The organism is Bradyrhizobium sp. OAE829 (assembly GCF_040546575.1).
Lineage (GTDB): Bacteria > Pseudomonadota > Alphaproteobacteria > Rhizobiales > Xanthobacteraceae > Bradyrhizobium.
On sequence record NZ_JBEPOE010000001.1, the window covers coordinates 741,402 to 765,243 of the forward strand.

The 23,842-nt window shown below is 63.4% G+C and carries 23 protein-coding genes; 12 read left to right on the top strand and 11 right to left on the bottom strand.

Annotation, left to right across the window (positions count from 1 at the left end; translation table 11 throughout):
* Positions 1-5 precede the first annotated feature (5 nt).
* The 5 genes from ABIE49_RS03505 to ABIE49_RS03525 form a co-directional block, all read right to left on the bottom strand.
* Entirely contained in the window at positions 6-227 is a 222-nt protein-coding gene (locus tag ABIE49_RS03505; RefSeq protein ID WP_192733582.1) for a hypothetical protein, read from the bottom strand.
* An 18-nt stretch (positions 228-245) separates the two neighbouring features.
* A complete protein-coding gene (locus ABIE49_RS03510) occupies positions 246-473 on the bottom strand; it encodes a hypothetical protein (protein WP_192733583.1) in 228 nt (75 codons plus the stop codon).
* 138 nt (positions 474-611) lie between these two features.
* On the bottom strand, positions 612-803 hold the full coding sequence (locus tag ABIE49_RS03515; protein WP_192733584.1) for a hypothetical protein: 192 nt from the start codon (positions 801-803) through the stop codon (positions 612-614).
* Positions 804-924: 121 nt separating this feature from the next.
* Positions 925-1,440, bottom strand: coding sequence for a transcriptional regulator LdtR (ldtR, locus tag ABIE49_RS03520; protein WP_192733585.1), 516 nt, complete (start codon positions 1,438-1,440; stop codon positions 925-927).
* Between the two features lie 759 nt (positions 1,441-2,199).
* A complete protein-coding gene (locus tag ABIE49_RS03525) occupies positions 2,200-2,682 on the bottom strand; it encodes a DUF6163 family protein (protein ID WP_192733586.1) in 483 nt (160 codons plus the stop codon).
* Positions 2,683-2,862: 180 nt separating this feature from the next.
* Between ABIE49_RS03525 and hemB the strand changes: the two genes are divergently transcribed.
* On the top strand, positions 2,863-3,924 hold the full coding sequence (gene hemB / locus ABIE49_RS03530) for a porphobilinogen synthase (RefSeq protein WP_192733587.1): 1,062 nt from the start codon (positions 2,863-2,865) through the stop codon (positions 3,922-3,924).
* A gap of 6 nt (positions 3,925-3,930) precedes the next feature.
* Here hemB and ABIE49_RS03535 read toward each other — a convergent pair whose 3' ends face one another.
* The gene (locus tag ABIE49_RS03535; RefSeq protein ID WP_192733588.1) at positions 3,931-4,554 is read right to left on the bottom strand and encodes a DUF6151 family protein; all 624 of its coding nucleotides are present in this window, start codon (positions 4,552-4,554) and stop codon (positions 3,931-3,933) included.
* A gap of 207 nt (positions 4,555-4,761) precedes the next feature.
* Between ABIE49_RS03535 and ABIE49_RS03540 the strand changes: the two genes are divergently transcribed.
* Together ABIE49_RS03540 and ABIE49_RS03545 are read left to right on the top strand one after the other, a co-directional pair.
* On the top strand, positions 4,762-5,349 hold the full coding sequence (locus ABIE49_RS03540) for an RDD family protein (protein WP_192733589.1): 588 nt from the start codon (positions 4,762-4,764) through the stop codon (positions 5,347-5,349).
* A gap of 160 nt (positions 5,350-5,509) precedes the next feature.
* On the top strand, positions 5,510-6,286 hold the full coding sequence (locus tag ABIE49_RS03545; protein ID WP_192733590.1) for an arginyltransferase: 777 nt from the start codon (positions 5,510-5,512) through the stop codon (positions 6,284-6,286).
* Between the two features lie 114 nt (positions 6,287-6,400).
* Here ABIE49_RS03545 and ABIE49_RS03550 read toward each other — a convergent pair whose 3' ends face one another.
* Positions 6,401-7,801 (bottom strand): Nramp family divalent metal transporter, encoded by a 1,401-nt coding sequence (locus ABIE49_RS03550; RefSeq protein WP_192733591.1) that lies wholly within the window; start codon positions 7,799-7,801, stop codon positions 6,401-6,403.
* Positions 7,802-8,194: 393 nt separating this feature from the next.
* Between ABIE49_RS03550 and ABIE49_RS03555 the strand changes: the two genes are divergently transcribed.
* From ABIE49_RS03555 to ABIE49_RS03575, 5 genes are all read left to right on the top strand, one after another.
* A complete protein-coding gene (locus tag ABIE49_RS03555; protein WP_192734234.1) occupies positions 8,195-8,827 on the top strand; it encodes an OB-fold-containig protein in 633 nt (210 codons plus the stop codon).
* A 20-nt stretch (positions 8,828-8,847) separates the two neighbouring features.
* Entirely contained in the window at positions 8,848-10,614 is a 1,767-nt protein-coding gene (locus tag ABIE49_RS03560) for a flotillin family protein (protein WP_192733592.1), read from the top strand.
* Positions 10,615-10,802: 188 nt separating this feature from the next.
* On the top strand, positions 10,803-12,863 hold the full coding sequence (locus ABIE49_RS03565) for a peroxidase family protein (protein WP_192733593.1): 2,061 nt from the start codon (positions 10,803-10,805) through the stop codon (positions 12,861-12,863).
* A 238-nt stretch (positions 12,864-13,101) separates the two neighbouring features.
* Positions 13,102-14,355: an MFS transporter gene (locus tag ABIE49_RS03570; RefSeq protein WP_192733594.1), complete on the top strand. Its 1,254-nt coding sequence runs from the start codon at positions 13,102-13,104 to the stop codon at positions 14,353-14,355.
* Between the two features lie 227 nt (positions 14,356-14,582).
* Positions 14,583-15,794 (top strand): multidrug effflux MFS transporter, encoded by a 1,212-nt coding sequence (locus tag ABIE49_RS03575; protein WP_192733595.1) that lies wholly within the window; start codon positions 14,583-14,585, stop codon positions 15,792-15,794.
* A gap of 101 nt (positions 15,795-15,895) precedes the next feature.
* Here ABIE49_RS03575 and ABIE49_RS03580 read toward each other — a convergent pair whose 3' ends face one another.
* The 4 genes from ABIE49_RS03580 to ABIE49_RS03595 are packed head-to-tail and all read right to left on the bottom strand — an operon-like array spanning position 15,896 to position 18,666.
* Entirely contained in the window at positions 15,896-17,158 is a 1,263-nt protein-coding gene (locus ABIE49_RS03580) for an adenylate/guanylate cyclase domain-containing protein (protein ID WP_192733596.1), read from the bottom strand.
* 50 nt (positions 17,159-17,208) lie between these two features.
* Positions 17,209-17,616 (bottom strand): arsenate reductase (glutaredoxin), encoded by a 408-nt coding sequence (gene arsC, locus ABIE49_RS03585; protein ID WP_192733597.1) that lies wholly within the window; start codon positions 17,614-17,616, stop codon positions 17,209-17,211.
* A complete protein-coding gene (locus ABIE49_RS03590) occupies positions 17,613-18,311 on the bottom strand; it encodes an aquaporin (RefSeq protein WP_192733598.1) in 699 nt (232 codons plus the stop codon). The genes arsC and ABIE49_RS03590 overlap by 4 nt, the downstream gene beginning before the upstream one ends.
* Entirely contained in the window at positions 18,298-18,666 is a 369-nt protein-coding gene (locus tag ABIE49_RS03595) for an ArsR/SmtB family transcription factor (protein ID WP_192733599.1), read from the bottom strand. Before ABIE49_RS03595 ends, ABIE49_RS03590 begins: the two co-directional genes overlap by 14 nt.
* Before the next feature lie 918 nt (positions 18,667-19,584).
* Here ABIE49_RS03595 and ABIE49_RS03600 point away from each other — a divergent pair.
* From ABIE49_RS03600 to ABIE49_RS03615, 4 genes are all read left to right on the top strand, one after another.
* A complete protein-coding gene (locus tag ABIE49_RS03600; protein ID WP_192733600.1) occupies positions 19,585-19,899 on the top strand; it encodes an ArsR/SmtB family transcription factor in 315 nt (104 codons plus the stop codon).
* 48 nt (positions 19,900-19,947) lie between these two features.
* Positions 19,948-21,312, top strand: coding sequence for an FAD-dependent oxidoreductase (locus ABIE49_RS03605; protein ID WP_192733601.1), 1,365 nt, complete (start codon positions 19,948-19,950; stop codon positions 21,310-21,312).
* Between the two features lie 52 nt (positions 21,313-21,364).
* Complete coding sequence (locus ABIE49_RS03610) at positions 21,365-22,534, top strand: MFS transporter (protein ID WP_192734235.1); 1,170 nt, start codon at positions 21,365-21,367, stop codon at positions 22,532-22,534.
* A gap of 133 nt (positions 22,535-22,667) precedes the next feature.
* On the top strand, positions 22,668-23,834 hold the full coding sequence (locus ABIE49_RS03615) for an MFS transporter (protein ID WP_192733602.1): 1,167 nt from the start codon (positions 22,668-22,670) through the stop codon (positions 23,832-23,834).
* Positions 23,835-23,842: the final 8 nt, after the last annotated feature.

A 23,842-nucleotide genomic window follows, 5' to 3' on the forward strand; every position in this document is an offset into this window, starting at 1 on the left:
GCAGCTCACATCCCGGTATAGCCTGCCTTCACCGGGTCGGTGGAGCCGTCGAGCTGGCGCAGATAGGTCAGGCCGCACACGGTCAGGCGGTGGGTGTCCTTTTCGCCGGCCTCGAACAGCGTCTTCACATAGTCGGTCACCTTCTCGCGCGCTTCATCGTTCGCGGCGGCGCTGCGGTTCACCAGCAGGTCATAGGTGTGCATGATGCGGTCGATGGCGGCTTCCATGAAGTTCTCCGGTGGGGGTCAGGCGATGTAGGTTTCGGCTTCGAATTTGGCGATCGCCTTGTTAGCGAGGCGGATCTTGTTGAATTCGCCGCGCTGAAACATCTGCACGATGATTTCGAGCAGCCGCTCGTCGGTGGCGAAACTATCGGGGATGGCGCCGGTCCTGCGGAGATAATTCGAGGCGATGGCGTAAGCGTCGCCGACCACCTCGACATTCATCACCCGCAATCCGCGCTCGACGAGCATGTTCTTCGGTCCCCGTGTCAGGAGCGATAATGCACGAGCCCGGCAGAAGTTCCATTCGGGGAAACCGGCTGTTTGCTGGGCGCGCCTGCCCGCGTGACCTTAGAATCGAGGTGCAGCTTGTTGTTTTGATGCGCTTTATCAGGTGAAACTGTGTCCGCCATCGAAGCGGCAATGGCCGAAGCACTTCTTGCGCGCGTCGCGAAGGATGAAGCCGCTGCACTCGATACTCAGGCCCAAAAGCAATACTCCGGCCCAAAAAGCAAAACGCACCGGATCCGGTAACCCGGAGCCGATGCGCCTTGGGCAGGGCTTACTGCCTTGCCAGTTCATGATCCGCTGTTGGCTGCCGGTCTTTTGAGTGGCCGGCTTGGCCGCGGATTCGAATTCTTGTTTGACGCGTTTTCTTCACGCGAACCGGAAGTCCACTTCGCTCGAAAACGCTATGTAAATCTCAAAGCCGATACAGGATCTGGTCGGTCCAGAACCGCTCGAGCCGATGCAGCGACTTGTTCAGCGTCGCGAACTCCTCGTTCGAGATGCCGCCGACCTGCTCCACGGTCTTGACGTGCTTCTGATACAGCGCGTCGACGATCTTGCGGATTTCCTGGCCCTGCGAGGTCAGACGGATGCGGACCGAGCGGCGATCAACGCGCGAACGCTGATGATCGAGGAAGCCGAGCTCGACGAGCTTCTTCAGATTGTAGGAGACGTTGGAGCCGAGGTAATAGCCGCGCGTGCGCAGCTCGCCTGCGGTCAGTTCCTTGTCGCCGATGTTGTAGAGCAACAGCGCCTGCACCGAATTGATATCGGCGCGGCCGCGGCGATCGAATTCATCCTTGATCACGTCAAGCAGCCGGCGATGCAGCCGCTCCACCAAAGTCAATGCTTCAAGATAGAGCGGCTGCACCGGAGCTTGACCGGCAGAGCGTTCAGCGGTTTCCACCGCCGTTGCAACGGCTTTCATCATGACATTCCCCTGTTGTCGTTTTTATCGACTTATTCGACGAAACTTTTGTCCCGCCTGATAGCTTCAACTTAAGGGGGCGGTTTGAAGATCCGCTTAAATAAGACAATAAAGAGATCATGAATTTAAGACAGTGAATCGCGGATTAAGCCCATGGATAAAGGGCTTTCCGCAAGATTTCATTGACGGTGGCAGGCCTCTGTTCACGCTTCGTCTGGCAGGGTTGTCGCATTCCAAAACAGGTTCGTTTGAATTCGAAACGCCTGGGTAACCGACGTGAGGGAACCCTTTACGGTGACTGAAAAGTTACCGCGAAAATCGTCGAAAATCTTACGGGAATGGCGCGGCCCATTCTGGGACGCAGATGCGCTGGCGCAATCAACAGTTTGGGCGTCATCCTTTCGGGCGTCATCCTTCGAGACGCCACTTGCACCGAACGTCGTCATGCCCGGCCTTGTGCCGGGCATCCACGTCTCGGCTTCCACTAAGCAAGAAAGACGTGGATGGCCGGCATAGGCGAGCGGAAGCGACGCCGTCCTACAGACGGCTATGCCCGGCCATGACGAAAAGCGAATCATTTTCCGGCAGTTAGGGAGTGCTCGAAAATGCTGGCTGCTTTTTCGGTCAGGCTCACAGGAAGAGGTCGAGCAGTTCAGGGTGCGCTCTTGAGACCCTCATGGTGAGGAGCGCGGCAACGCCGCGCATCTCGAACCATGCGGCCACCGTTTATCCCACCATCATTCAAGCAGACGCGCACTACTGCTATGGTGGCCGTTCGCGCGCGGCCATCCAGGCGAGTGCGAGATAGGCTGCCAGCATCACGGCTTCGACGCCGACCACCGTCAGGCTGCCGCCGTAGATGCCTGGAAACATCAATTCGATGACGGCCATCGACACCACGGTCGTGAGCCACACCACCGCGCCCCAGGGCGTCGCAAGCCACAGACCGACAGCGGCGACGAGTTCGATCACGGCGAAATAGATTGTCGCGGTCTGCCAGGCCATCGACTGGTTTTCGAACGCCTCTTCCTCGCCGCCGATGAAGCCGGTCACCTGCGCCCAATGGTAAAGGCCCTTGGCGATCGAGATGACAGCCATGATGCGCAGGAACAGCACCAGCCGCCGGGTCCACGCATTGTCGTCAGGCTCGATCCGCTCGGAAGAGATCGCCGCCACCGACATCGCATTGTCCCGGGCATTGTCCCTGTTATCCCGCGACGGGTCGCGCGCGGAGGTGTCAGACATGAGAATCGGTGCTCACAGGCGAAAACGGGTCCTTATAGGCGGAGTCTTGGCCCGCCGGGTCGGCAAAATCAATTGCCGCTGGCGCAAATCAAGCTGCGGTGACGCGGCCGTTCCGGAATGCTAGAATTAGACCAGGTCCAAATCAGGCCAAATCAGCCTTTCCGCCGGGAGTACTATCATATGGCGATCAAATTCGGGCGTCCGATCGAAATGCGTGACGCACCGCGGCACCAGACCGCCCTCACCTCGGCCCCGCTCGACCTCGCGATCCGCCCCCGGCGCAACCGCAAGGCCGAATGGGCGCGGCGGATGGTGCGGGAAAACGTGCTCACGACCGACGACCTGATCTGGCCGTTGTTCATCGTCGGCGGCCACAATACCCGCACCGCGGTCGCCTCGATGCCCGGCATCGACCGCATCACCGTCGATCAGGCGGTCCGTGATGCCGAGCGCGCGGCGAAGCTGAACATCCCCTGCATCGCGCTGTTCCCCTATACTGACCCTTCGCTGCGCGATGAACAGGGTTCCGAGGCGCTGAACCCGGACAACCTCGTCTGCCAATCGGTGCGCGCGATCAAGAAGGAATTCCCGGGACTCGGCGTGCTCTGCGACGTGGCGCTGGATCCCTTCACCAGTCACGGCCATGACGGCCTGATCGAGGACGGCAAAATCCTCAACGACGAAACCGTCGCCGTGCTGGTCCGGCAGGCGCTGGTGCAGGCGGAAGCCGGCTGCGATGTGATCGCGCCTTCCGACATGATGGACGGTCGCGTCGGCGCGATCCGCGAGGCGCTGGACGACGAAGGCTTTACCGACGTGCAGATCATGTCGTACGCGGCGAAATATGCCTCCGCCTTCTACGGCCCGTTCCGCGACGCCATCGGTTCGGCAAAGACGCTGACCGGCGACAAGCGCACCTATCAGATGGACAGCGCCAATTCCAATGAGGCGCTGCGCGAGGTCGAACTCGACATCGCCGAGGGCGCGGACATGGTGATGGTGAAGCCCGGCATGCCCTATCTCGACATCGTGCGGCGGGTAAAGGACACCTTTGCGATGCCGACCTTCGTGTACCAGGTGTCGGGCGAGTACGCGATGATCGCAGCCGCCGCCGGTAATGGCTGGATCGACGGCGAACGCGCGATGATGGAAAGCCTGCTCGCCTTCAAGCGCGCCGGCGCCGACGGCATTTTGACGTACTTTGCGCCGAAGGCGGCGGAGAAGATCAAGGCGGAGAGCTGATCCGCGCTATGTCGCTGGATGCGGCCCGCAATGTTGGCGCAGCGCCTCCCGCCGCGCGGGCGACAGCACGGTCGCCGGATAGATCGGCTCGCGCGTGTTTGGCCTGAAGAAGGGATGCGGCCAAGTCCGGCCGCGCAGGCGCCAGCCAATCACCTTGGCGATCGCACGCAGGATGAGCGGCAGATTCAATCCGGTGGAGCCAGCCGGGGGCTCACCAATCGCGTATTTCCCCAGGATCGCGCCCACCGGCGCGCCGAACACCTGATCGGCACGCTGGGTGTCGGTATTGAATGCCTGCGCGACAATTCCGACGAAAGGAATCGCCGGACCCAGCGTGTTGCCGACCGGCGTGTTGCAACAGGTCGTGTGCCACCGGAACAGACCTTTTGAGGTCAGCCGCACGCCTGCGATGCGCTCCTGCCCCTTCACAAACGTCAGTGACGCGGGCGCTACCTGCACGATATCAGAGCCGCCCTGGGCATTGAGCAGGTCGGCGCGGCCGAGCTGATGCGCAAATGCCTGGCAATCATCGCAGTAGCAAACCACGCGATTGACCGTCCGCGGCGAAGCGTTGGTGATCTCCCCGACCACCTCCCCGCAACGGCATCGCAACTCCGCTTGTTTGCTCATCTCCCCTCCCACAAGGCTACCGCGAACTGTGACCCGGCATTCAGCCGGCACCGGCACTCCATTCTCAACTCGCTCATCCCATGGCAAGGCCATGGTCGCGGAATCGCCTGAATATTGCCGTTTCGTGACTGCCGCAGGGGCTTGCGTGCCCGGGCGCGGTTCCCATGTTTCCGCTTGCAGGAATATGTACGGTCTGGAGGACTGATCATGTCGTATAGCGGTTCGGGTAATACCGGTGGCGGCCCTTCAAATGCTGGTGGCCCTTCAAATGCTGGCGGCGCCTGGCGTAACGATGGCGGCGTGCAGCCGCATGCGTTCGACCCCGATTTGCAGCCGGAACTGTTTCGCGGCCTGCTGACGCGGCGGGTGTTCGCGTTCCTGATCGACCTCGTCGTGCTGTCGGTCCCGGTGATCCTCGGCTACATCTTCATCGCGGTGTTCGGCCTGATCACCCTTGGGCTCGGCTGGGCGCTGTTCTGGCTGGCCTGGCCGGCCACGATCGTCTGGGCGATCGTCTATTACGGCTCTTCCCTCGGCGGGCCGCATTCGGCGACTGTGGGCATGCGCGTGATGGATCTGGAACTGCGCACCTGGTACGGCGCGCCGGGCTATTTCGTGCTGGGCGCCACCCACGCCGTGCTGTTCTGGGTGTCGATCTCGTTCCTGACGCCGCTGGTGCTCCTGATCGGCTTGTTCAACGGCCGCCGCCGGCTGCTGCATGACATCGTCCTGGGAACCGTCGTCATCAACAGCTCGATTCGCACTCAGGTTGTACCTCCGGCGCGCGCCTATTGAAGGGATGTCACACTCCAAATTGATTGACCGTCAGCCCCCGCGGCGCGATGCTGAGGTTTGTTCGGCCCGGATCAGGATCGGGGCCGAACTTTGTGCCACCGGTACCAATTGTTCACCGGAAAGCGTTATTGTTCGTGTTTCGGAGGCCTGACGACCCGACGTGACCCAGCATTCGCGTGATACCCCGCAGTTTTACCTGACGGCGCCCTCGCCCTGCCCCTATCTGCCGGGACGGCACGAGCGCAAGGTGTTCACGCATCTGGTCGGCGACAAGGCCGGCGACCTCAACGACCTCCTCACCCATGGCGGCTTCCGCCGCAGCCAGTCGATCGCCTACCGGCCGGCCTGCGACCAGTGCCGCGCCTGTGTTTCCGTGCGGGTCGTTGCCAACGAGTTCCGGCCCTCGCGCAATTTCCGCAAAATCCTCGCGCGCAATGCCGACGTCATCGGCGAGCAGCGCAGCGCGGTCCCGACCTCGGAACAATATTCGGTGTTCCGCGCCTATCTCGACCGGCGCCACCGCCATGGCGGCATGGCCGACATGACCGTGCTCGACTACGCCATGATGGTGGAAGACAGCCACGTCGAAACCCGCATCATCGAATACCGCAAGCGCAACGTCGATTCCGGCATCACCGGCCGCGGCGAGGATTTGATCGCCGTCGCCCTGACCGACGTGCTCAGCGACGGGCTGTCGATGGTGTATTCGTTCTTCGAGCCGTCGGAGCAAAGCCGCTCGCTCGGCACCTTCATGATCCTCGACCACATCACGCGCGCAAGAAGGCTGGGGCTGCCTTACGTCTATCTCGGCTACTGGATCGAAGGCTCCAAGAAGATGGACTACAAGGGCCGCTTCCTGCCGCAGCAGCGGCTGGCGCCCTCAGGCTGGCTGCGCATCGACGCGTCAGGCGAAGTGCTGACCGAGCCGCAGGATTAGGGTTTCAGCCTGTAGCTGGTAGCCCGGATGAAGCGTAGCGAAATCCGGGGCCACTGTTGCCGCCCGAGAGATTCCCGGATTGCGCTTCGCTCCATCCGGGCTACGGGTCTGCTGTTAACCGCCGAGCAGCGTGTCGTAGAGCAGCTTGACGTTCAGGATCACGATGATCCCGGCGACGATCCACGCCACCGCGGCGACCGAACGGGAGATCGCAAAATCACCCATCTTGCGGCGGTCGGAAACGAACCGCACCAGCGGGATCACCGCGAACGGCAGTTGCATCGACAGGATGACCTGGCTGAAGACCAGCAGTTGTGACGTGCCCTTCTCGCCATAGAGCGCGGTGACGATGACGACGGGGACGATCGCGACGCCGCGGGTGATCAGCCGCCGCGCCCAGTTCGGCAGTCGCAGGTGCAAAAAGCCTTCCATCACGATCTGGCCGGCCAGCGTCGCCGTTACCGTCGAGTTGAGGCCGGACGCCAGCAGCGCGACGGCGAACAGCGTCGAGGCGATCCCGAGGCCCAATAGCGGCGACAACAGCTCATACGCCTGCCCGATCTCGGCCACATCGGTACGGCCGCTGGAATGGAACGTCGAGGCGGCCACGATCAGGATCGCGGCGTTGATGAACAGCGCCAGCATCAGCGCGATGGTGGAATCCGTGGTCGCCCATTTGATCGCGTCGCGGCGGCCCTCGTCGGTGCGCGGATAGGCGCGGGTCTGCACGATCGAGGAGTGCAGATAGAGGTTATGCGGCATCACGGTGGCGCCGATGATGCCGATCGCGATGTACAGCATCTCCGGATTGGTGACGATCTCGGTCGACGGCAGGAAGCCGCGCAGCATCGCGGCAACCGGGGGTGCGGCGGCGAAGATCTGGATCGCAAAGCAGACCGCGATGACGATCAAAAGCGAGATGACGAAGGCTTCGAGGAACCGAAAACCCTTGTTCATCAGGAGCAGCAGCAGGAAGGCGTCAAGCGCGGTGATCAGCGCGCCGCCGATCAGCGGAATGCCGAACAGCAGTTTTAGCGCAATCGCGGTGCCGATCACTTCCGCCAGATCGCAGGCGATGATCGCAGCCTCGCAGGCCAGCCACAGCATGAAGTTGACCGGACGCGAAAAGCTGGCGCGGCAGGCCTGTGCGAGATCGCGGTCGGTGACGATGCCGAGCCGTGCTGCGAGCGCCTGCAGCAGGATCGCCATCAGGTTCGACAGCAGGATCACCGACAGCAGCGTGTAACCGAACTTCGATCCACCGGCGAGATCCGTCGCCCAATTGCCGGGATCCATATAGCCGACGGAAACCAGATAGCCGGGCCCAAGAAACGCCAGCAACCTGCGCGCCCAATGGCCACCGAGCGGTACCGCGATGGTCGCGTTGACTTCGGCCAGACTGCGCTGCCTGTTCGCGGCGGCGTCGGCGCGCCAGCCGGCGTCGGCGTCTTGCAAGGCCACAGGCAATCTCTCCGAATAAGTCTTGCGGCCCAATTCGGGCGTTCGCGCATCCATCTCAGTAAGATGGTCGATATTCGCTCTTATTGCAACTCATTTGCAACTGCATCTAGTGATCATGCAAATAATACCGGCATCGAGTCGAGGCGGGCCTGCGCCAGCCATGCGCCGCGGCAGTGAACCCCCGAATTCCCCCCGACGACAAACTGTTTGAGATCAAGTGGTCGATAACCCTGACCATCAACACCGTCGGAGGGGTGTCTTGGTTCCATTCGAAGTCCCGGGCTATCTTGCCGGTGGGAGAGTCCCTTCCCCGGCTCAGCTGGTCTCAGACGGCCAGGCTTACGAGATCGACGTCGCCGTCAAATCCCAACCGGAGAAGACCATGACCCACCAAACGGCGATCACAGAACGTCTCGCGCGGATCAAATCCTCACCATGAGCGCCGTGATCGACCTCCTGCTGGCGGCGGACGTCCGCCCCTTCACGATCGCCGCGGCGATCGTGGTCGTGCTGGCCGTGATCGAACTTCTGTCGACGATGGTTGGGTTTTCGCTCAGTCACATCGTCGGCAAGGACGTCGAGATCGAGGCCGACGGCCACAGCGCCATCTCCGGCCTGTTCCTCTGGATCAACGCGGGGCGCGTCCCGCTTTTGATTCTCTTGATGTTGACGCTTGGCATGTTTTCGATCGCGGGATTTTTCCTGCAGGCCATCGCGCACAGCGTCGGAATTTCTCTCCCGGTTTCGCTCGCCGCCGTCGGCGCCATCATCGGCACCATTCCGGCGGTCCGGGTTACCAGCCGGGCTATCTCGCGCGTGATCCCGCGCGACGAGACCTATGCGGTCGATGAGGCCGACTTCGTCGGCCAGGTCGCCGTGGTCTCGATCGGTCCGCTCGATCAGGGACTGCCCGGCCGCGTCCGTCTCAAGGATGTCTTCGGCAACTGGCACTCTGTCCCGGCGCGCGCCGGCCCCGATTCGAAAGCGCTCGCGGTCGGCAGCAGCGTGTTGCTGGTCGACCGCGACACCAAGAGCTTTATCGCGATTGCCGCACCAGCCAACCTCATTGCGCAACAATAGTCACCAGACAGGGCATGAACATGTGGGAACTTGCAGTACCGATCGCTATCGGCGTCCTTCTTTTTGTCATCATCGGCTTCATGTTCGCGACGCTGTACCGGCGTTCGACCCGCGACGAGGCTTATGTCCGGACCGGTCTCGGCGGCCAGAAAGTCGTTCTCGACGGCGGCTCCGTCGTGCTTCCGGTTTTCCATTCGACGGCGGCCGTCAATCTGAAGACGTTGCGGCTGGAGGTCGCCCGCGGCGGCCCGGACTCGCTGATCACCAAGGACCGCATGCGCGTCGACATCGGCGCCGAGTTCTACGTCCGCGTCAAACCCGACATGTCGTCGATCGCGCTGGCCGCGCAGACGCTCGGCAACCGCACCAACGACGCCGCTGAACTGCGCGAACTGATCGAGGCGAAATTCGTCGACGGCCTGCGCTCGGTCGCCGCCACCATGCATCTCGAGGAGTTGCAGGAACAGCGCGCGACCTTCGTCAAATCGGTGCAGGACGCGGTCGGCGCCGACATCCAGAACAACGGCCTCGAGCTTGAATCGGTCTCGCTGACGAGGCTCGACCAGAGCGACATCAAGCATTTCAATCCGAGCAATTTCTTCGACGCGCACGGCCTCACCACGCTGACCAAGATCACCAAGGAGCGTGAGCAGGAGCGTAACCAGATCGTCCGCACCACCGAGGTCAACATCGCTCAGCAGGACCTGGTCGCGCGCCAGACCACGCTGACGATCGAGAGCACCAAGCGCGAGGCGGAACTGGCGCAGCAGCGCGACATCGCCAACAAGACCGCCGCGATGCGCGCGCAGACCGCGCAGGTCGAGCAGACGGCGCTGCAGAACGAGGCCGAATACCGCATCCAGCAGGAACTGGCCGTCGCCAACGTCCAGACCGAGGCCAACCAGGCCCGCGACACCAAGAAGATCGAGGCTGATCTGGCGGTGAAGCGCCGCACCACCGAAATGGAGCGTGATCTCCAGATCGTGGCGCAGGAAGCCGCGATCGTCGTCGCCACCAAGAACAAGGAGCAATCCGAAGCGCAGACCATCGCCGAGACGGCGCGCGCGCTTGCGATCGCCGCCGAGGAAAAGGTCACGACGGCACGGGCCACCGAAATCGCCGAGCGCGACAAGATCATCAACGTGATCGCGGCGCGCAAGGTGGCGGAAACCGATGCGATGCCGATCACCGTGATGGCGGAAGCCGAACGGCAGGCCGCCGCCAACAAGGCGGAAGCGATCAACGTGCTGGCCAAGGCAGACGCCGACGCCGCAACCACGCGTGCGACCGGCGTCAAGGCGCTTGGTGAAGCCGAAGCCGGGGTGGCGGCGCTCAAGGCCGAGGCCCGCAACAAGCTCGGCGCCGAGATAATCGAGTACGACCTCAACCTCGCCCGCATCAACATCATCCCGAGCGCGCTGGCCGAAGCGGTCAAGCCGATCGAGAAGATCTCCGACATCCGGATCTTCGATACCGGCGGCATGCTCGGTCGCGGTGGCGGCAACGGCGCTATGAATGGCGCCGGCAATGGCGGTCTCGGACTCGGCGACGGTCTCGCCGCTCAGCTGTTGTCGGTATCGGCGTTCAAGCCGATGATCGACAAGATTCTCGGCGAGGCCGGCTTCCCGGCTGGCCCCGACGGCATCACCAGCCTGTTGAATGCGCTGCGTGCCGGCAGCGGCGGCACGCCGACTGAAGCGGAGTTGCCAGCGCCTGCCGACAGCACCGCAACGCCGCCGACCACCATCTCGGGCACGGGCAAGGCGACGCTCGGACCGAAGTCGTAGTCGTCGTGACGGCCTGATCAGCCGCTAGATCGCGAACAGAGAGAAGCCCGCCGCGGTCGATGCGGCGGGCTTTTCAGCGCCTGTCGGGCACGGCGCGTTCGTCCCTCTTCAATTTCCTTATTGCAAATGCCTCTCATTAGTGACACTAGTTGCGAATAATTCGCAATTGCAAGTCAGGGAGGCGGTCGATGCGTCAGCTCAAGCGGGCTTTTGGCGGCAAGGACGGAGACCATGACGATTTCCACTTCGGCAATTTTTCCCAGCATTTTTTCCAGCCGCACCAGCCTCACGGTTCACAAGGCTCGCACGACGCCCACCCCTCTCACGGGAGCCATGGTTCTCACGGGGGCCACGGCTCTCATGGCCCGCATGACTGCCAACCGGGTCCGCAGCCGGTAAAGATCGAGTACCGCAGCTTCGACGGTTCGCAGAACAACCGGTCTGACTCCACCCTCAACGCCGCCGGCACTGAATTCTCACGCATCGGCACGGCGCATTTTGCCGACGGCATTTCCGTGCCGCTGGGCGGCAACAATCCGCGCACCATCAGCAATCTCGTGGTCGGCGCCGGCGATGCCGACGTGGCGAATCCGGAAGGTGTTTCCGCGTTCATGTACGCCTGGGGCCAGTTCATCGACCATGACATGACGCTGACCCGAACCGACGGCGTCAACGACATCAGCGTCGTGGTTCCCGCCGGCGATCCCGTATTTCCCGCCGGCACCATCATTCGGATCACCCGCGCCGTTACCGATCCCACGACCGGCGCCGGCACGTCCAATCCGGCGATGGCGGTCAATTCCAACTCCGCCTGGCTCGACGCTTCGATGGTCTACGGGTCGAGTGCGGCGATCGCCGCCAGCCTGCGTACCGCCGACGGCCACATGAAGACGTCAGCGGGAGACAATTTGCCCATCGTCAACGGCATGGTGGTGGCCGGTGACGGCCGTGCCGCGGAAAATCCGGCGCTGACCGCGCTGCAGACGCTGTTCGTGCGCGAACACAATTACCAGGTCGACAAACTGCACCATGAGCATCCGACCTGGAACGGCGACCAGCTCTACAATTACGCCCGCGCCATCGTGTCGGCGGAAATCGCCAACATCACCTATTCGGAATTCCTGCCGAACCTCGTCGGCAAGGACGCGCTCACGCCCTACGACGGCTATGATCCCAATGTCGATCCGCATTTGACGCTGGAGTTCGTCGCCGCGGCGTTCCGCTTCGGGCACTCGATCGTCTCGGGCGAAACCGAAGGCCTTGCGGAAAACGGCGAAGTGATCGCCGGCTCCGAGGAAGACTTGAAAGACGTGTTCTTCCAGCCGGCGGCAGACTTCATCGACAATGGCGGCGCCGACGGACAATTGCGCCATCTGGCCGCCGACCCCTCGCAGGCGCTCGATGCGCGCATCGTCGAGGATCTGCGAAATTTTCTGGTCGATGCGCCGGTGTCGATGGATCTCGCCGCGATCAATATCCAGCGCGCACGCGACCTCGGCCTCGGCACGCTGAACCAGACGCGTGAAGCGCTCGGCCTCGACCCCTACACCGATTTCAGCCAGATCACGAGCGACCCGCAGACGCTGGCCGGATTGAAGGCGGCCTACGGCAACGTCAACAATGTCGGCCTGTGGACCGGCGGCCTGTCGGAAAACCATGTCCCCGGCGCGCTGGTCGGCGAAACTTTTCAGGCCATCCTGACGATGCAGTTCGAGGCGCTGCGCGACGGCGACCGGCTCTGGTTCGAGAACCAGGGTTTTGACGCCAGGACGTTGTCCGAGATCAAGGGCACGACGCTCGCCGACATCATCCTGCGCAACACCGACACCAAGCACATCCAGGACGACGTCTTCGTCACCTATGTCCGGCACACCGGCCTTGCCGGCGGTGTGGAGTCCGAAGATCCCGACGCCCGCCAGATCGTGATCGGCTCCAACGGCACCGACACCCTGATCGGCGGTCCGCAGGGCGATTACCTGTTCGCCGGCACCGGCAAGCAGACCATGACGGGCAATGCCGGCGCGGATCGTTTCGTGTTCGATCTCGGCGCCACCAAAGCCAAGATCACCGACTTCGATCCCGACGTCGACCTGCTGGTGTTCAAACACGCCGGCCGTCTCGACTTTCGCGACGTGAAAATCTCGGGCAACCACGGCAACACGATCGTGCAGGTCGGCGACGACTGGATCGAACTGACGGGCGTGCGGCCCTATGAACTCAGCAAGCACGACTTTCTGTTCGACGTTTGATGGGTCAGCAAGACGTGGATGGCCGGGACACGTGTTTGGCCCGGACAGATCACTGGTGTTGGGAGACATCGCTGACACATCAAGGTGAGAAACCTCCACACGATCACGTGTGGAGGTTTTTTCGTTGTCCCGCAGCTTGTCGGGAAACGGGTGGGTTGGACCGTCCTGTGGTCGGACAATGAGGGCCAATAAAGCCATCAGGGAATCGCCCCAAGGAATCCCCCCAAGGAATCCCCCCATGTCCGCCGCCGATACGCCGCACCTGCCGCCGACCTTCAACCGCCTCGCCTGGTCTAACCTCGCCGCGCAATCGGCCGAGCAGATTGCGCTGGCCGCCGCCCCCATCGTCGCGGTGCTGCTGCTGGGCGTCGGCGAAGGCCAGACCGGCCTGCTGCAGACCGCGCTGACGCTGCCCTTCATCCTGTTTGCGATCCCTGCCGGCCTGCTTGCCGACCGCATTTCGCGGCGCTGGCTGATGGCGGGCGCCGAAGCGCTGCGTGCGGCGGCGCTCGGCGGAATCCTGCTGCTGATCTGGCTCGGCTGGATGACGCTGCCGCTGCTGGCTCTGCTCGGCTTCATCGCGGTGTGCGGCACGGTCGCCTATAGCGTCGCCGCACCGGCGCTGGTGCCCTCGCTGGTGACCCCGCAGCAGCTGCCCGCGGCCAATGCGCGGATTGAGCTGGCGCGCACCGTGGCGTTCGCCAGCGGCCCCGCGCTCGGCGGCGTGCTTGTCGGATGGGTTGGCGCAGCGCCCGCGTTCGGCTTTGCCGCGGCGCTGTCTGTGATCGCAGTCGTGCTGCTGTCCGGCATCTATGAACCCGCCCGCGCGCCCGCGCCGCGCCGCCATCCGTTGCAGGACATCAAGGAAGGCGCGGTCTTCGTGCTGCATCACAAGCTGCTGCGGCCGGTGTTCATCACACAGTTCATCTTCAATACGGCCTCGTTCCTGCTCCTTGCGGTGTTCGTGCCCTATGCCGTGCGTCACCTCGGCCTATCCGCCACCGGCGTCGGCACCACATTGGCGATGTACGGCGTCGGCATGGTGGTCGGCGCGCTCCTGGCGACGCGCGTCATGAAACGCCTCGCCTTCGGCACCGTGATCGGACTCGGCCCGGTGACCGGTTTCGTCGCCGCCGCCGTGATGGCACTGACGACCATCGTTCCGACACCGCTATTGGCGGGCCTCAGCTTCTTCCTGCTCGGCGTCGGCCCGATCCTGTGGGTGATCTCCACCACCACGCTGCGCCAGTCGGTGACGCCGCCCTCGCTGTTGGGGCGCGTCTCCGCCATCAACATCATGAGCTATGGCGCCCGCCCGCTCGGCTCGGCGCTCGGCGCCATCGTCGGCGGCTTCTACAGCGCCGAAGCCTGCCTCTATCTGGCGGCCGCGATCTTCGCAGCCCAAGCGCTTGTCATCCTGACGTCGCCGGCGGTCTCGCTGACGCGGCAGCCGGACATGGTCGGCGACGGGCCGGCGCTGCGGGCATGTTGATTGAAGAAAGAATCCACTGACTTCGCATGCGTTCTGAAAAGGTCCTCGTCATGCCCGGGCTTGACCCGGGCATCCACGTCTTCCTTGGCTGCAACCGCGAAGGTAAGTCGTGGATGGCCGGGTCAAGCCCGGCCATGACGAACGAATTACCCGTGACCCTACCATCGGCGTTTCCCAATCCCGTTTTATATGATATTCATCATTTTATCGAAAAGCGGGAACCCACCATGGCCGACCAGACCGTAGCGATCGCGAGCCCCCGTCCCGAGGCCTCCTCCACCGTGCTGCAGATCGCGGTGCTGGCGGCGCTGGCCGCCACCGGGACGCTGGCGACCAATATCCTGCTGCCGTCGCTGCCGCAGATGGCAGCCTCGCTGAATGTCACCAGCGCCGCGGTCACATCAGCCATCACGATCTTTCTCGCGGTGTTCGCGGTCGGCCAGCTGGTGGTCGGACCGATTTCGGACCGCTACGGCCGTCGCTGGCCGGTACTGATCGGATTTGCGGTATTTTTCGCCGGCAGCGTCTGGTGCGCCCTCGCCACCGACCTGCCCAACCTGCTCGCCGGCCGCGTGGTCCAGGCCGCCGGCGCCTGCGCCACTTCCGTGCTGTCACGCGCCATTGCGCGCGACCTGTTCTCCGGCGCCGCACTGGCGCGCGCGATGGCGCTGATCATGATTGCGATGGCGGCGGCGCCAGGCTTCTCGCCGCTGCTCGGCGGTGCGCTCGATCACTATTTCGGCTGGCGTTCCGAATTCGCGCTCGTCGCCGCCTTTGCGGTGCTCGGTGCGCTCGCCTACGGCATGGTTCTGGGCGAGACCCACCACGCGACGCGCACGCCGCTCGACCCGCTCGCGATTGCCAAAAACTATCTTGGCCTGATCGCCGACCGCCGTTTCGTGGTGCCGGCCGCGACCGTGAGCCTGATCATGGGCGGTCTGTTCGCGATGTTCTCGGCCGCGCCCCGCGTGCTGATCGAAGCGATGCACTTTACACCGATCCAGCTGGGCCTGTTCTTCGCCGGCACCGTGCTGATCGTATTCGCCTCAGGCATGCTGGCGACAAAGCTGGCGCCGCGCTACGGGCTCGACCGCTCGATCCGTGGCGGATTATTCGCGGCCGCTATCGGCAGCCTCGCGATGCTGCTGGTGTCGCTGTATAGCCCGACCTTCCTGCCATTTCTGGGGGCGATGAGCGTGTTCCTGCTCGGCATGGGTATCGTGAACCCCTTGGGCACCGCGCAGGCGCTCTCCCCGTTCGGCGAGAAAGCGGGGGCTGCCTCCGCGCTGGTCGGCTTCTGGCAGATGATGACAGCGGCGATCGGCGTCTGGCTGGCGGCGACGATCTCGCGTGAGGCGCTGTTTGCGCTCGGCGTGGTGCTGACGGTGTTTTCCTTTGTCGCGGTCGGGCTGTATACGCTGCGCGCCAAAACGAATTAGCCCGTAGCCCGGATGGAGCGAAGCGCAATCCGGGGACCGCAATCGCGGCAACCGAAGATTCCCGGATTTCGCTGCGCTTCATCCGGGCGACAAGATGCGCCTTAGCTTCCGAGATACCGCTCGTACTTCCCCGCCACAACTTCATCCGACGCAATGTCCGGATCGAGCGTATAAAGATCCTGCGCGCGGCCGATGCCACGCAGTGCATAGCGGCCGGTGGAAACCAGATAGTTGCGCCCCGCAGCGTCCAGTCCGGTGCGAAACGCCTCCGAGGTCAGCAATTCGCGGTCGACCGAGCGGCACATCGAGGCGATGCGGCTGACTTCGTTGACGGCCGGCCCCACCACGGTGAAGTCGAGCCGGTCATCGCTGCCGATATTGCCGTAAAAGACCTCGCCGACATGCAGGCCGACATGGGCCGTCGTCACCGCCACGCCTTCGGCGGCACGGCGGGCACTGACCGCAGCCATGTTGCGCCGGAAATGGTGTTCGGCGCGCAGCGCTGTGCGCTTGGCAACGGCCATGTTCTCGTTGGTGAACATCGCCAGCACACCGTCGCCGATCAGTTTCAGCACCTCACCGCCGGCGTCATGGATGGCGTCAATCGAGGCCTGCGCGTAATCGTTCAAGAACGGGATGATCTGGCCGGGCTCGATGCTCTCGCTGATCGAGGTCGAGCCGCGCAGATCCGAAAACCACAGCACCGCGTTGATGCGCTCGGTGACGCCGCGGGCAATGCGGCCGCGCAGCACCTGCTCGGACGCATCCCGTCCGAGATAGACCCGCCCCAGCGTCCGCGCGACTTCGGCCTGTGCGGCGGATTTGACCGCAAGCCCGAGCACCGGCACCAACTCGCGCAAGGCGGCGAGCCCCTGCTCGCCAAAACCTTCGTCGCGCCGGGTCACCCATGTCGAGTAAAAGCAGTCCATCTGGCCCATGGTGCCGGCTTCGCCGAAGCGGTGCACCATGCTGAGAAAATGCTTGTGCCCCTTGGCGGACAGGTCCTCGATCATGTTGAAATCGAGGCCTTCGCAATCGGACAGATCGATCAAGAGTTCGTCACCGCCGGTTTCAAGCAAATGGTAGAAGGTCGAGCGCCGCCAGTTTTCCGCAACGGCGCCGCCCTCGCTACTCGAACCATATTCAAAACTGTCGCTCTCGTTGGTTTGGGAATGGCTCCAGCGAAATCCGCGGCCCTCGAACACCGGATGCAGCGTGTCAATGATGACCATTGCGCGCGACAGCTCCAGGCCATGGGCGCGGCAGCGCTCGCAAAAGCCACGGAGCAGATCGTTTTCGGGCAGGCCTGTCAGGCTCTGGTGAGCGATCCAGTTCATCAGGCGCAGGCGGGGCGTGAGTTCCATGCCGCCATTATGCCGCGCAATCGTGACGGACGGAAGCCTGCCGCAGCCCCTTACGTTTTCCCGGATATGACGACTTCGCCGTCTTCCTTCACGAAGGAGTCGACGGGACGGTCGAGCAGGTCGAGCACCAGTTCCGACGGCCGGCACAGCCGCACGCCCTTCGCCGTCACCACGATCGGCCGGTTGATCAGGATCGGATGGGCGAGCATGAAATCGATCAGTTCGTCGTCGCTCCATTTGGGATCGGCAAGGCCGAGCTCCGCATAGGGCGTGCCTTTTTCGCGCAGCAACTCGCGCGCGGAGATGCCCAACGCGGCGATCAGTTCGACCAGCCGGGCACGACTCGGCGGGGTCTGCAAATACTCGATCACCTCGGGCTCTTCGCCGCTCTGGCGGATCATCGCCAGCGTATTGCGCGAGGTGCCGCAGGACGGGTTGTGGTAGATCGTTATGCTCATGAATGGGCCTCCCTGGTCGTTGCGGCCACCTCGCCTGCCCCGCGCAGCAGCCAGCCCATCAGCATCATCGCAAGGATGGCGCCCAAAAGTTCGGCGGCGATGAAACCGGGCAGATCGGTTGGGCGAATTCCCGAAAACGTATTGGTGAAAGATCGGGCGATGGCGACCGCGGGATTGGCAAACGACGTCGACGACGTGAACCAGTATGCCGCCGTGATGTAAAGCCCGACCAGCCAGGGAATCGCCGGACGATTGAACCGGATGCCGGCAAGTATCGTGACAACCAGGCCGAACGCGGCCACGCCTTCGGCCAGCCATTGCGCACCGCCGGTTCGGACCTTCAGCGAGGCATCCAGCAGTGACAGGGCGAACATCGCGTGCGCCATGATGGTTCCGGCGACGCCGCCGGCGATCTGCGCCGCCACATACGACAACGCCTCGCGCGCCGTCAGCTCGCGCCGGAGCGCAAACACCAGCGACACCGCGGGATTGAAATGCGCGCCTGAGATAGGCCCGAGAATGGTGATCAGCACGACGAGGATCGCACCGGTCGGCAGGGTGTTGCCAAGCAGCGCGAGTGCAACGTCCCTGGTCAGCGTTTCCGCCATGATGCCGGAGCCGACCACGGTTGCGACCAAGATCGCGGTGCCGAGGGCTTCGGCAGTCAGGCGGCGCGGAAGATCAAACTTTTGCATCAGCGCGCTTTTTTCTAACAGGCGGACAACACGGCGTGAGGTCTTCGATCAGCGGCGCGCAGATTTCAGGACGTCCGTCGCAGCAATCCCTGACCATGAACAGCATGACCGCCCGAAACGCGTCGAGATCGGCGCGGTAGACGATCGAGCGGCTGAAGCGCTGGGCCGTCACCAGCCCCGCCCGCGACAGGATCGCCAGATGCGACGACATGGTGTTTTGCGGCACCGCCAGCGCCTTGGCGATATCGCCGGCCGCCAGCCCTTCAGGTTCGTGCTTCACCAGCAGGCGAAACACCCCGAGCCGGGTCGGCTGCGCCAATGCAGCGAGCGCGAGAATGGCTTGCTCTGATTCCATATATCTAGACTTATGGATATATATATCATCCTGTCAAGCCTCGCGGAGGTACCCGCGATGCTTTGCCGACACCAATGTTGCCCGACGGGCAAATTTGATGTCGTCCTCTCCGCGTCATTGCGAGCGGAGCGAAGCAATCCATATTGCCCCAAGCCGTGCCATGGATTGCTTCGCTCCGCTCGCAATGACGGTTAAGTGCGAAAAAACAACCCGACGGGCAAATCAGTTCTGATTTACGGAAATCGTGTCAAACCCCAGAATAAAAAATATTTCTGTTTACCAGAATGGCAAATCAGGTGCATATCTTTGGCCATCCCGTCCTACTCAGAAGGGCGTCGGCCGTCGTCACGGACGTTGGGCGGGTTGCGGTGGACGCTGGGCTCACGTCTGACGACGGCGTGGATCGAGCGTACGGCAAAACCGTGTGGTCCTGGCACCCGTTGCTGGTGTCAAGCTGTCGGAAAAGCGCAAGCGGAAACGGCAGTGACGGAGTCAACCAAGAACTCGTCTCCGGGGAGATCACGGCATAAGCCGTAAAGCCATTGCGCAGGGAATGTCGGATGTTCTCCGCTGCCCTGTATGCTCGTGTGCAGCTTTCTTAGCACAATTCGCACACGGGACCGCGGGTGCAGCGCGCATCCGGCATTCCCTGCGCCCTCTCATTTGAGGGCGGGAAGTTTCTCGCAAACCTCGGGCGCAATGCGTCGCGAGAACGCGAACACACATTCAGCTGTCGTCACCCGCGAAAGCGGGTGATCCAGTATTCCAGAGGCGTCAATGATTGAACCGAGAAGCCCCGGCGTACTGGGTCCCCCGCTTTCGCGGAGGACGACAACGTTCACTGCGGACAGAACTCGCTATTTCCATAATTCTAGAAATACAGTTGACAACCCCGGCTTCGAATATCAAGATGCCGTCATGAAACTCGACGACGCCGCCGCACACCTTGAAGCGCTGGGCAACCCTACCCGGTTGAAAATCTATCGCGCTCTGGTTCGCGCCGGCGATGCCGGAATGCCGGTCGGCCGGCTCCAGGAAAAGCTCAAGATCGCCCCATCCACTCTTTCCCACCACATCAAGACGCTGATGGTCGTCGGTCTGATCGATCAGGTGCGGGAAGCCACCACACTCGTGTGCCATGCCAATTACGACGTGATGCGGGGACTGGTGGACTTCCTGGTGGCCGAATGCTGCACGGGCTCCGAAAGCAACGATACGCAGACCGCGGCGTGAGTTGCGCCGCCGTCAATTTCGATATTTCTAGTTTGATGGGAGAATGCAATGCGCGAGGCAAAGTCCGTTGCGATCATCGGCGCCGGCCCGGTCGGCCTTGCCGCTGCCGCCCATCTGCTTGAGCGCGGGCTCCGGCCGATCGTGCTGGAAGCAGGCGACAACGTCGGGCATTCCGTTCGCCAATGGAGCCATGTCCAGCTGTTCTCGCCGTGGGAATACAACATCGACCGCGCCGCGGAGCGCCTGCTCGCGGCAACGGGGTGGAATTCGCCGGATCCGCATCATTATCCGACCGGCGCGGAATTGCTGGAAGGCTATCTTGAACCGCTCGCGGCCAGGACCGCCCTCTCCGATCACATCCACACCTCCAGTCGCGTCACCGACATCAGCCGTGCTGGTTTCGACAAGCTCAAGACCAAAGGACGCGAGTCCGCACCGTTCGAAATTCGTTATCAGAACGGGCAAGGCCCGAAGGTCGTGAAGGCTGACACCGTGATCGACGCGTCAGGCACCTGGCATTCGCCCAATCCGGCGGGCGCCAACGGCCTGCCCGCCATCGGCGAGACGCAGGCTGCGGCCAAGATCGCCTACGGCATGCCCGATGTTCTCGGAAGAGATCGCGCGCGCTACGCCGGCAAGACCGTCGCCGTGCTGGGCGCCGGTCATTCGGCGATCGGCACGCTGACCGATCTCGCGCGGCTCGCAGCCGAGGTGCCAGGAACACAGCCCGTCTGGCTGTTGCGGGGCAATGATCCGGCCAAGGCTTTTGGCGGCGGCGCGAACGACAAGCTGGTTGCGCGCGGCGAGCTTGGCGCCGCCTTTGCATCGCTGGTCGCGGCCGGCCGCATCAAAGTCGAGAGCGAGTTTCGGGTTTCGCACATCACAGCGGACGGCCCCCGCCTCACCGTCGCGACCGGCGCGGGCAGTTGCTGCCGTCAAATCATCGTCGACGAACTGATCGTTGCCACGGGCTTCCGGCCGGACCTGAATTTCGTGCGCGAGCTTCGCATCCAGCTTGATCCGGCGATCGAATGTCCGGTGGCGCTGGCGCCACTGATCGATCCGAACGAGCATAGCTGCGGCACCGTGCGGCCCCACGGCGCGCGCGAACTGGCGCAGGCCGAACCCGGCTTCTATTTCGCCGGCATCAAGTCCTACGGCCGTGCGCCGACCTTCCTGATGCTGACGGGCTATGAACAGGTCCGTTCGATTGCCGCCGATATTGCCGGCGATCACGCGGCGGCAGAGCGTGTCGAACTGGTGCTGCCCGAAACCGGCGTTTGCAGTCGCGCGGACGCGCTCGGCGCAAGCCAGTGCTGCGGCGGACCGGCGCCATCAGCTGTTGACGCCTGTTGCGCAGCGGATGCAAATGCCAAGCAACAAGGCAAAACGGGATGCGGGTGCGCGTCCTGAACGAACCGGGGTGAAACACATTTCCTTAAGCGGTCGATCCGTCATCGTCGCGATGTGTGTGGGGCAGCTCGGCAGCCTGCTTCCCCATGTCGTGGTGCCTTCCATTCTCGCGGCGTTCCTGATTCCGGAATGGCATCTGAGCGGCGCGCAGGCGGGTCTGCTCGCAGGCTCCGGCGCTGCCGGCTACATGCTGACCGTGCCGGTGCTGGCGACGCTGACCGATCGGATCGACGCGCGCAAAATACTGATCGCGGGTTCGGCGGTCAGTGCGCTCGGTACATTGCTGTTCGGCCTGTTTGCGACCGGCCTCTGGTCCGGCGCGTTGTTCAACGCCATCGCCGGCATCGGATTTGCGGGCGCTTACATGCCCGGCCTCAAGGCGTTGACCGACCGGCTTGCGCCGGGCGATTCATCGCGCGCGGTCACGTTCTACACGTCGAGCTTCTCGTTCGGCGTCGGACTGTCGTTCCTCATCTCGCAACTCGTCGCGGAAGCCTGGGGCTGGCGCGCCGCCTTCCTGGTGACGGCGCTGGGCCCGCTGGTGATGCTTTCGGTCTGCTTCCTGCTGCAACCGGTGACGCCAAAACCCGCGCAAGGCCGCCTGCTGGATTTTGCGCCGGTGTTCCGCAACACCAGCGCAATGGGTTTCGTTCTCGGCTATGGCGCGCACTGCTTCGAGCTCTACGGCATCCGAACCTGGCTGGTGGCGTTCTGGACTTTCGTGGCGGCGAGGAGTTCGGACGGCTCGATCCTGACGCCCGTCGTGGTCAGCGTGCTGTTCTCCGTGCTCGCGATGCCCGCAAGCATTCTGGGCAATGAATGCGCGATCCGGTTCGGCCGCCATCGCGCCATCACCGCCGTGATGTTCAGTTCTGCCGTCGTGGCGCTGCTGATCGGCGCGTTCGCCGACAAATCGCCATGGCTGTTGCTGCCGCTGATCCTGGCCTATGCCATCACCGTGCCCGCCGATTCCGGCGCACTGACATCGGGGATGACGATGGCGGCGGACCCAAAGTACCGCGGGGCGACGATGGCCGTGCATTCGACCGTCGGCTTCAGCCTTTCGGCTTTGGGCGCCTGGGCGCTAGGCGTCGCGCTGGATGCGGCCGGTGGACCGTCGAGCGCCTCCGCCTGGACGGCGGCGTTTGCCGTGCTGGCGGCGGGTATTCTGCTTGGGCCATTGGCGCTCTACTGGTCGAGACGGACCGCGGTTCAGGCATGAGTGCGACACAAGCCTGTTGCCTCCAGGCGTCATGGCGCCTAGATTCCAAGTTGTCTAATATCATAGACAACTTGATTCCAGTACGCCGGAACGCCGGCAACGACAACAAGCAGGCGCAACGAAAAGATAAGCCATGAGCGCACGCCCCCTTCCCATCATCATCGCGCTCGGCACCACGCAGACGCTGGCCTGGGCTTCAAGTTATTACTTGCCGGCGATCCTGGCCGATCCGATCGCGCGCGATCTCGGCGTCTCCTCGAACTGGATATTTGCCGCCTTCTCGGCAGCATTGGTGCTCTCGGCTTTTCTTGGCCCGCGCATCGGCCGGCAGATCGATCTGGTCGGTGGCCGGCCGGTGCTGTCGATGTCCAATGTGGTGTTCGCGGCCGGACTGACGCTGCTTGGGTTCAGCTATTCCGTTCCGGTGATGGTGCTTGCCTGGCTCCTGCTCGGCATCGGCATGACCGGCGGACTGTACGATGCGGCGTTCGCCGCGCTCGGACGCATCTACGGCAATGACGCGCGGCGCTCGATCACCGGCATCACGTTGCTCGCGGGTTTTGCATCGACCGTCGGATGGCCGCTGTCGGCCTGGGGACTGGAGACCATCGGCTGGCGCAACACCTGCTTTGCCTGGGCGGCGGCGCATATCCTGATCGGCCTGCCGATCAATTTGCTGATGCTGCCTGCGGTGAAGGGCGCCAAGGCGGCGGTGGCGAACGCCGTCAAGCCGCACATCGCGATCGACCGCACCATGATCCTGCTGGCCTTCGTGTTCGCCGCCGCCTGGACCGTCACCGGTGCAATGGCCGCCCATCTGCCGCGCATCATGGAAGCAGCCGGCGCCACCACCGCGCAGGCCGTATTCGCCGGCGCCCTGCTCGGCCCGGCGCAGGTGGCGGCGCGTATTTTCGAGGCCGGCTTCCTCAGCCGATTTCATCCGCTGGTCTCGACCAAGCTCGCATGTGTCACCAATCCGATCGGCGCGGCGATCCTCGGATTGGCCGGTGGCGGCGCGGCCAGCGTGTTCGCGATCTTCTACGGCGCCGGTAACGGCATCCTCACCATCGCGCGCGGCACGCTGCCGCTGGCGATCTTCGGCCCCCAAAACTACGGCTATCGCCTCGGCATCATCGGCGCGCCGGCGCGGATGGCGCAGGCCGCCGCTCCATTGCTGTTCAGCCTCCTGATCGACATCATGGGCAGCCGCGTTCTCATCGTCTCCTCCGCGCTGAGCCTTGCGGCGCTGCTCGCGCTGTTTATGGTGCGCAGCCATCCGCCCGTGACGACGCCATCATGAGGACTCCC

Excerpts from the sequence above, each read along its gene's own strand:
- ABIE49_RS03560 (WP_192733592.1), top strand. The coding sequence starts at position 8,848 with ATGTGGGAACTTGCAGTACCGATCGCTATCGGCGTCCTTCTTTTTGTC.
- ABIE49_RS03550 (WP_192733591.1), bottom strand. The coding sequence starts at position 7,801 with ATGGATGCGCGAACGCCCGAATTGGGCCGCAAGACTTATTCGGAGAGA.
- ABIE49_RS03535 (WP_192733588.1), bottom strand. The coding sequence starts at position 4,554 with ATGAGCAAACAAGCGGAGTTGCGATGCCGTTGCGGGGAGGTGGTCGGG.
- ABIE49_RS03510 (WP_192733583.1), bottom strand. The coding sequence starts at position 473 with ATGCTCGTCGAGCGCGGATTGCGGGTGATGAATGTCGAGGTGGTCGGC.
- ABIE49_RS03610 (WP_192734235.1), top strand. The coding sequence starts at position 21,365 with ATGTGTGTGGGGCAGCTCGGCAGCCTGCTTCCCCATGTCGTGGTGCCT.
- ABIE49_RS03575 (WP_192733595.1), top strand. The coding sequence starts at position 14,583 with ATGGCCGACCAGACCGTAGCGATCGCGAGCCCCCGTCCCGAGGCCTCC.
- ABIE49_RS03595 (WP_192733599.1), bottom strand. The coding sequence starts at position 18,666 with ATGGAATCAGAGCAAGCCATTCTCGCGCTCGCTGCATTGGCGCAGCCG.
- ABIE49_RS03515 (WP_192733584.1), bottom strand. The coding sequence starts at position 803 with ATGAACTGGCAAGGCAGTAAGCCCTGCCCAAGGCGCATCGGCTCCGGG.
- ABIE49_RS03525 (WP_192733586.1), bottom strand. The coding sequence starts at position 2,682 with ATGTCTGACACCTCCGCGCGCGACCCGTCGCGGGATAACAGGGACAAT.
- hemB (WP_192733587.1), top strand. The coding sequence starts at position 2,863 with ATGGCGATCAAATTCGGGCGTCCGATCGAAATGCGTGACGCACCGCGG.
- ABIE49_RS03570 (WP_192733594.1), top strand. The coding sequence starts at position 13,102 with ATGTCCGCCGCCGATACGCCGCACCTGCCGCCGACCTTCAACCGCCTC.
- ABIE49_RS03615 (WP_192733602.1), top strand. The coding sequence starts at position 22,668 with ATGAGCGCACGCCCCCTTCCCATCATCATCGCGCTCGGCACCACGCAG.
- ABIE49_RS03605 (WP_192733601.1), top strand. The coding sequence starts at position 19,948 with ATGCGCGAGGCAAAGTCCGTTGCGATCATCGGCGCCGGCCCGGTCGGC.
- ABIE49_RS03505 (WP_192733582.1), bottom strand. The coding sequence starts at position 227 with ATGGAAGCCGCCATCGACCGCATCATGCACACCTATGACCTGCTGGTG.
- ABIE49_RS03565 (WP_192733593.1), top strand. The coding sequence starts at position 10,803 with ATGCGTCAGCTCAAGCGGGCTTTTGGCGGCAAGGACGGAGACCATGAC.
- ABIE49_RS03540 (WP_192733589.1), top strand. The coding sequence starts at position 4,762 with ATGTCGTATAGCGGTTCGGGTAATACCGGTGGCGGCCCTTCAAATGCT.
- ldtR (WP_192733585.1), bottom strand. The coding sequence starts at position 1,440 with ATGATGAAAGCCGTTGCAACGGCGGTGGAAACCGCTGAACGCTCTGCC.
- ABIE49_RS03580 (WP_192733596.1), bottom strand. The coding sequence starts at position 17,158 with ATGGAACTCACGCCCCGCCTGCGCCTGATGAACTGGATCGCTCACCAG.
- ABIE49_RS03590 (WP_192733598.1), bottom strand. The coding sequence starts at position 18,311 with ATGCAAAAGTTTGATCTTCCGCGCCGCCTGACTGCCGAAGCCCTCGGC.
- ABIE49_RS03600 (WP_192733600.1), top strand. The coding sequence starts at position 19,585 with ATGAAACTCGACGACGCCGCCGCACACCTTGAAGCGCTGGGCAACCCT.
- arsC (WP_192733597.1), bottom strand. The coding sequence starts at position 17,616 with ATGAGCATAACGATCTACCACAACCCGTCCTGCGGCACCTCGCGCAAT.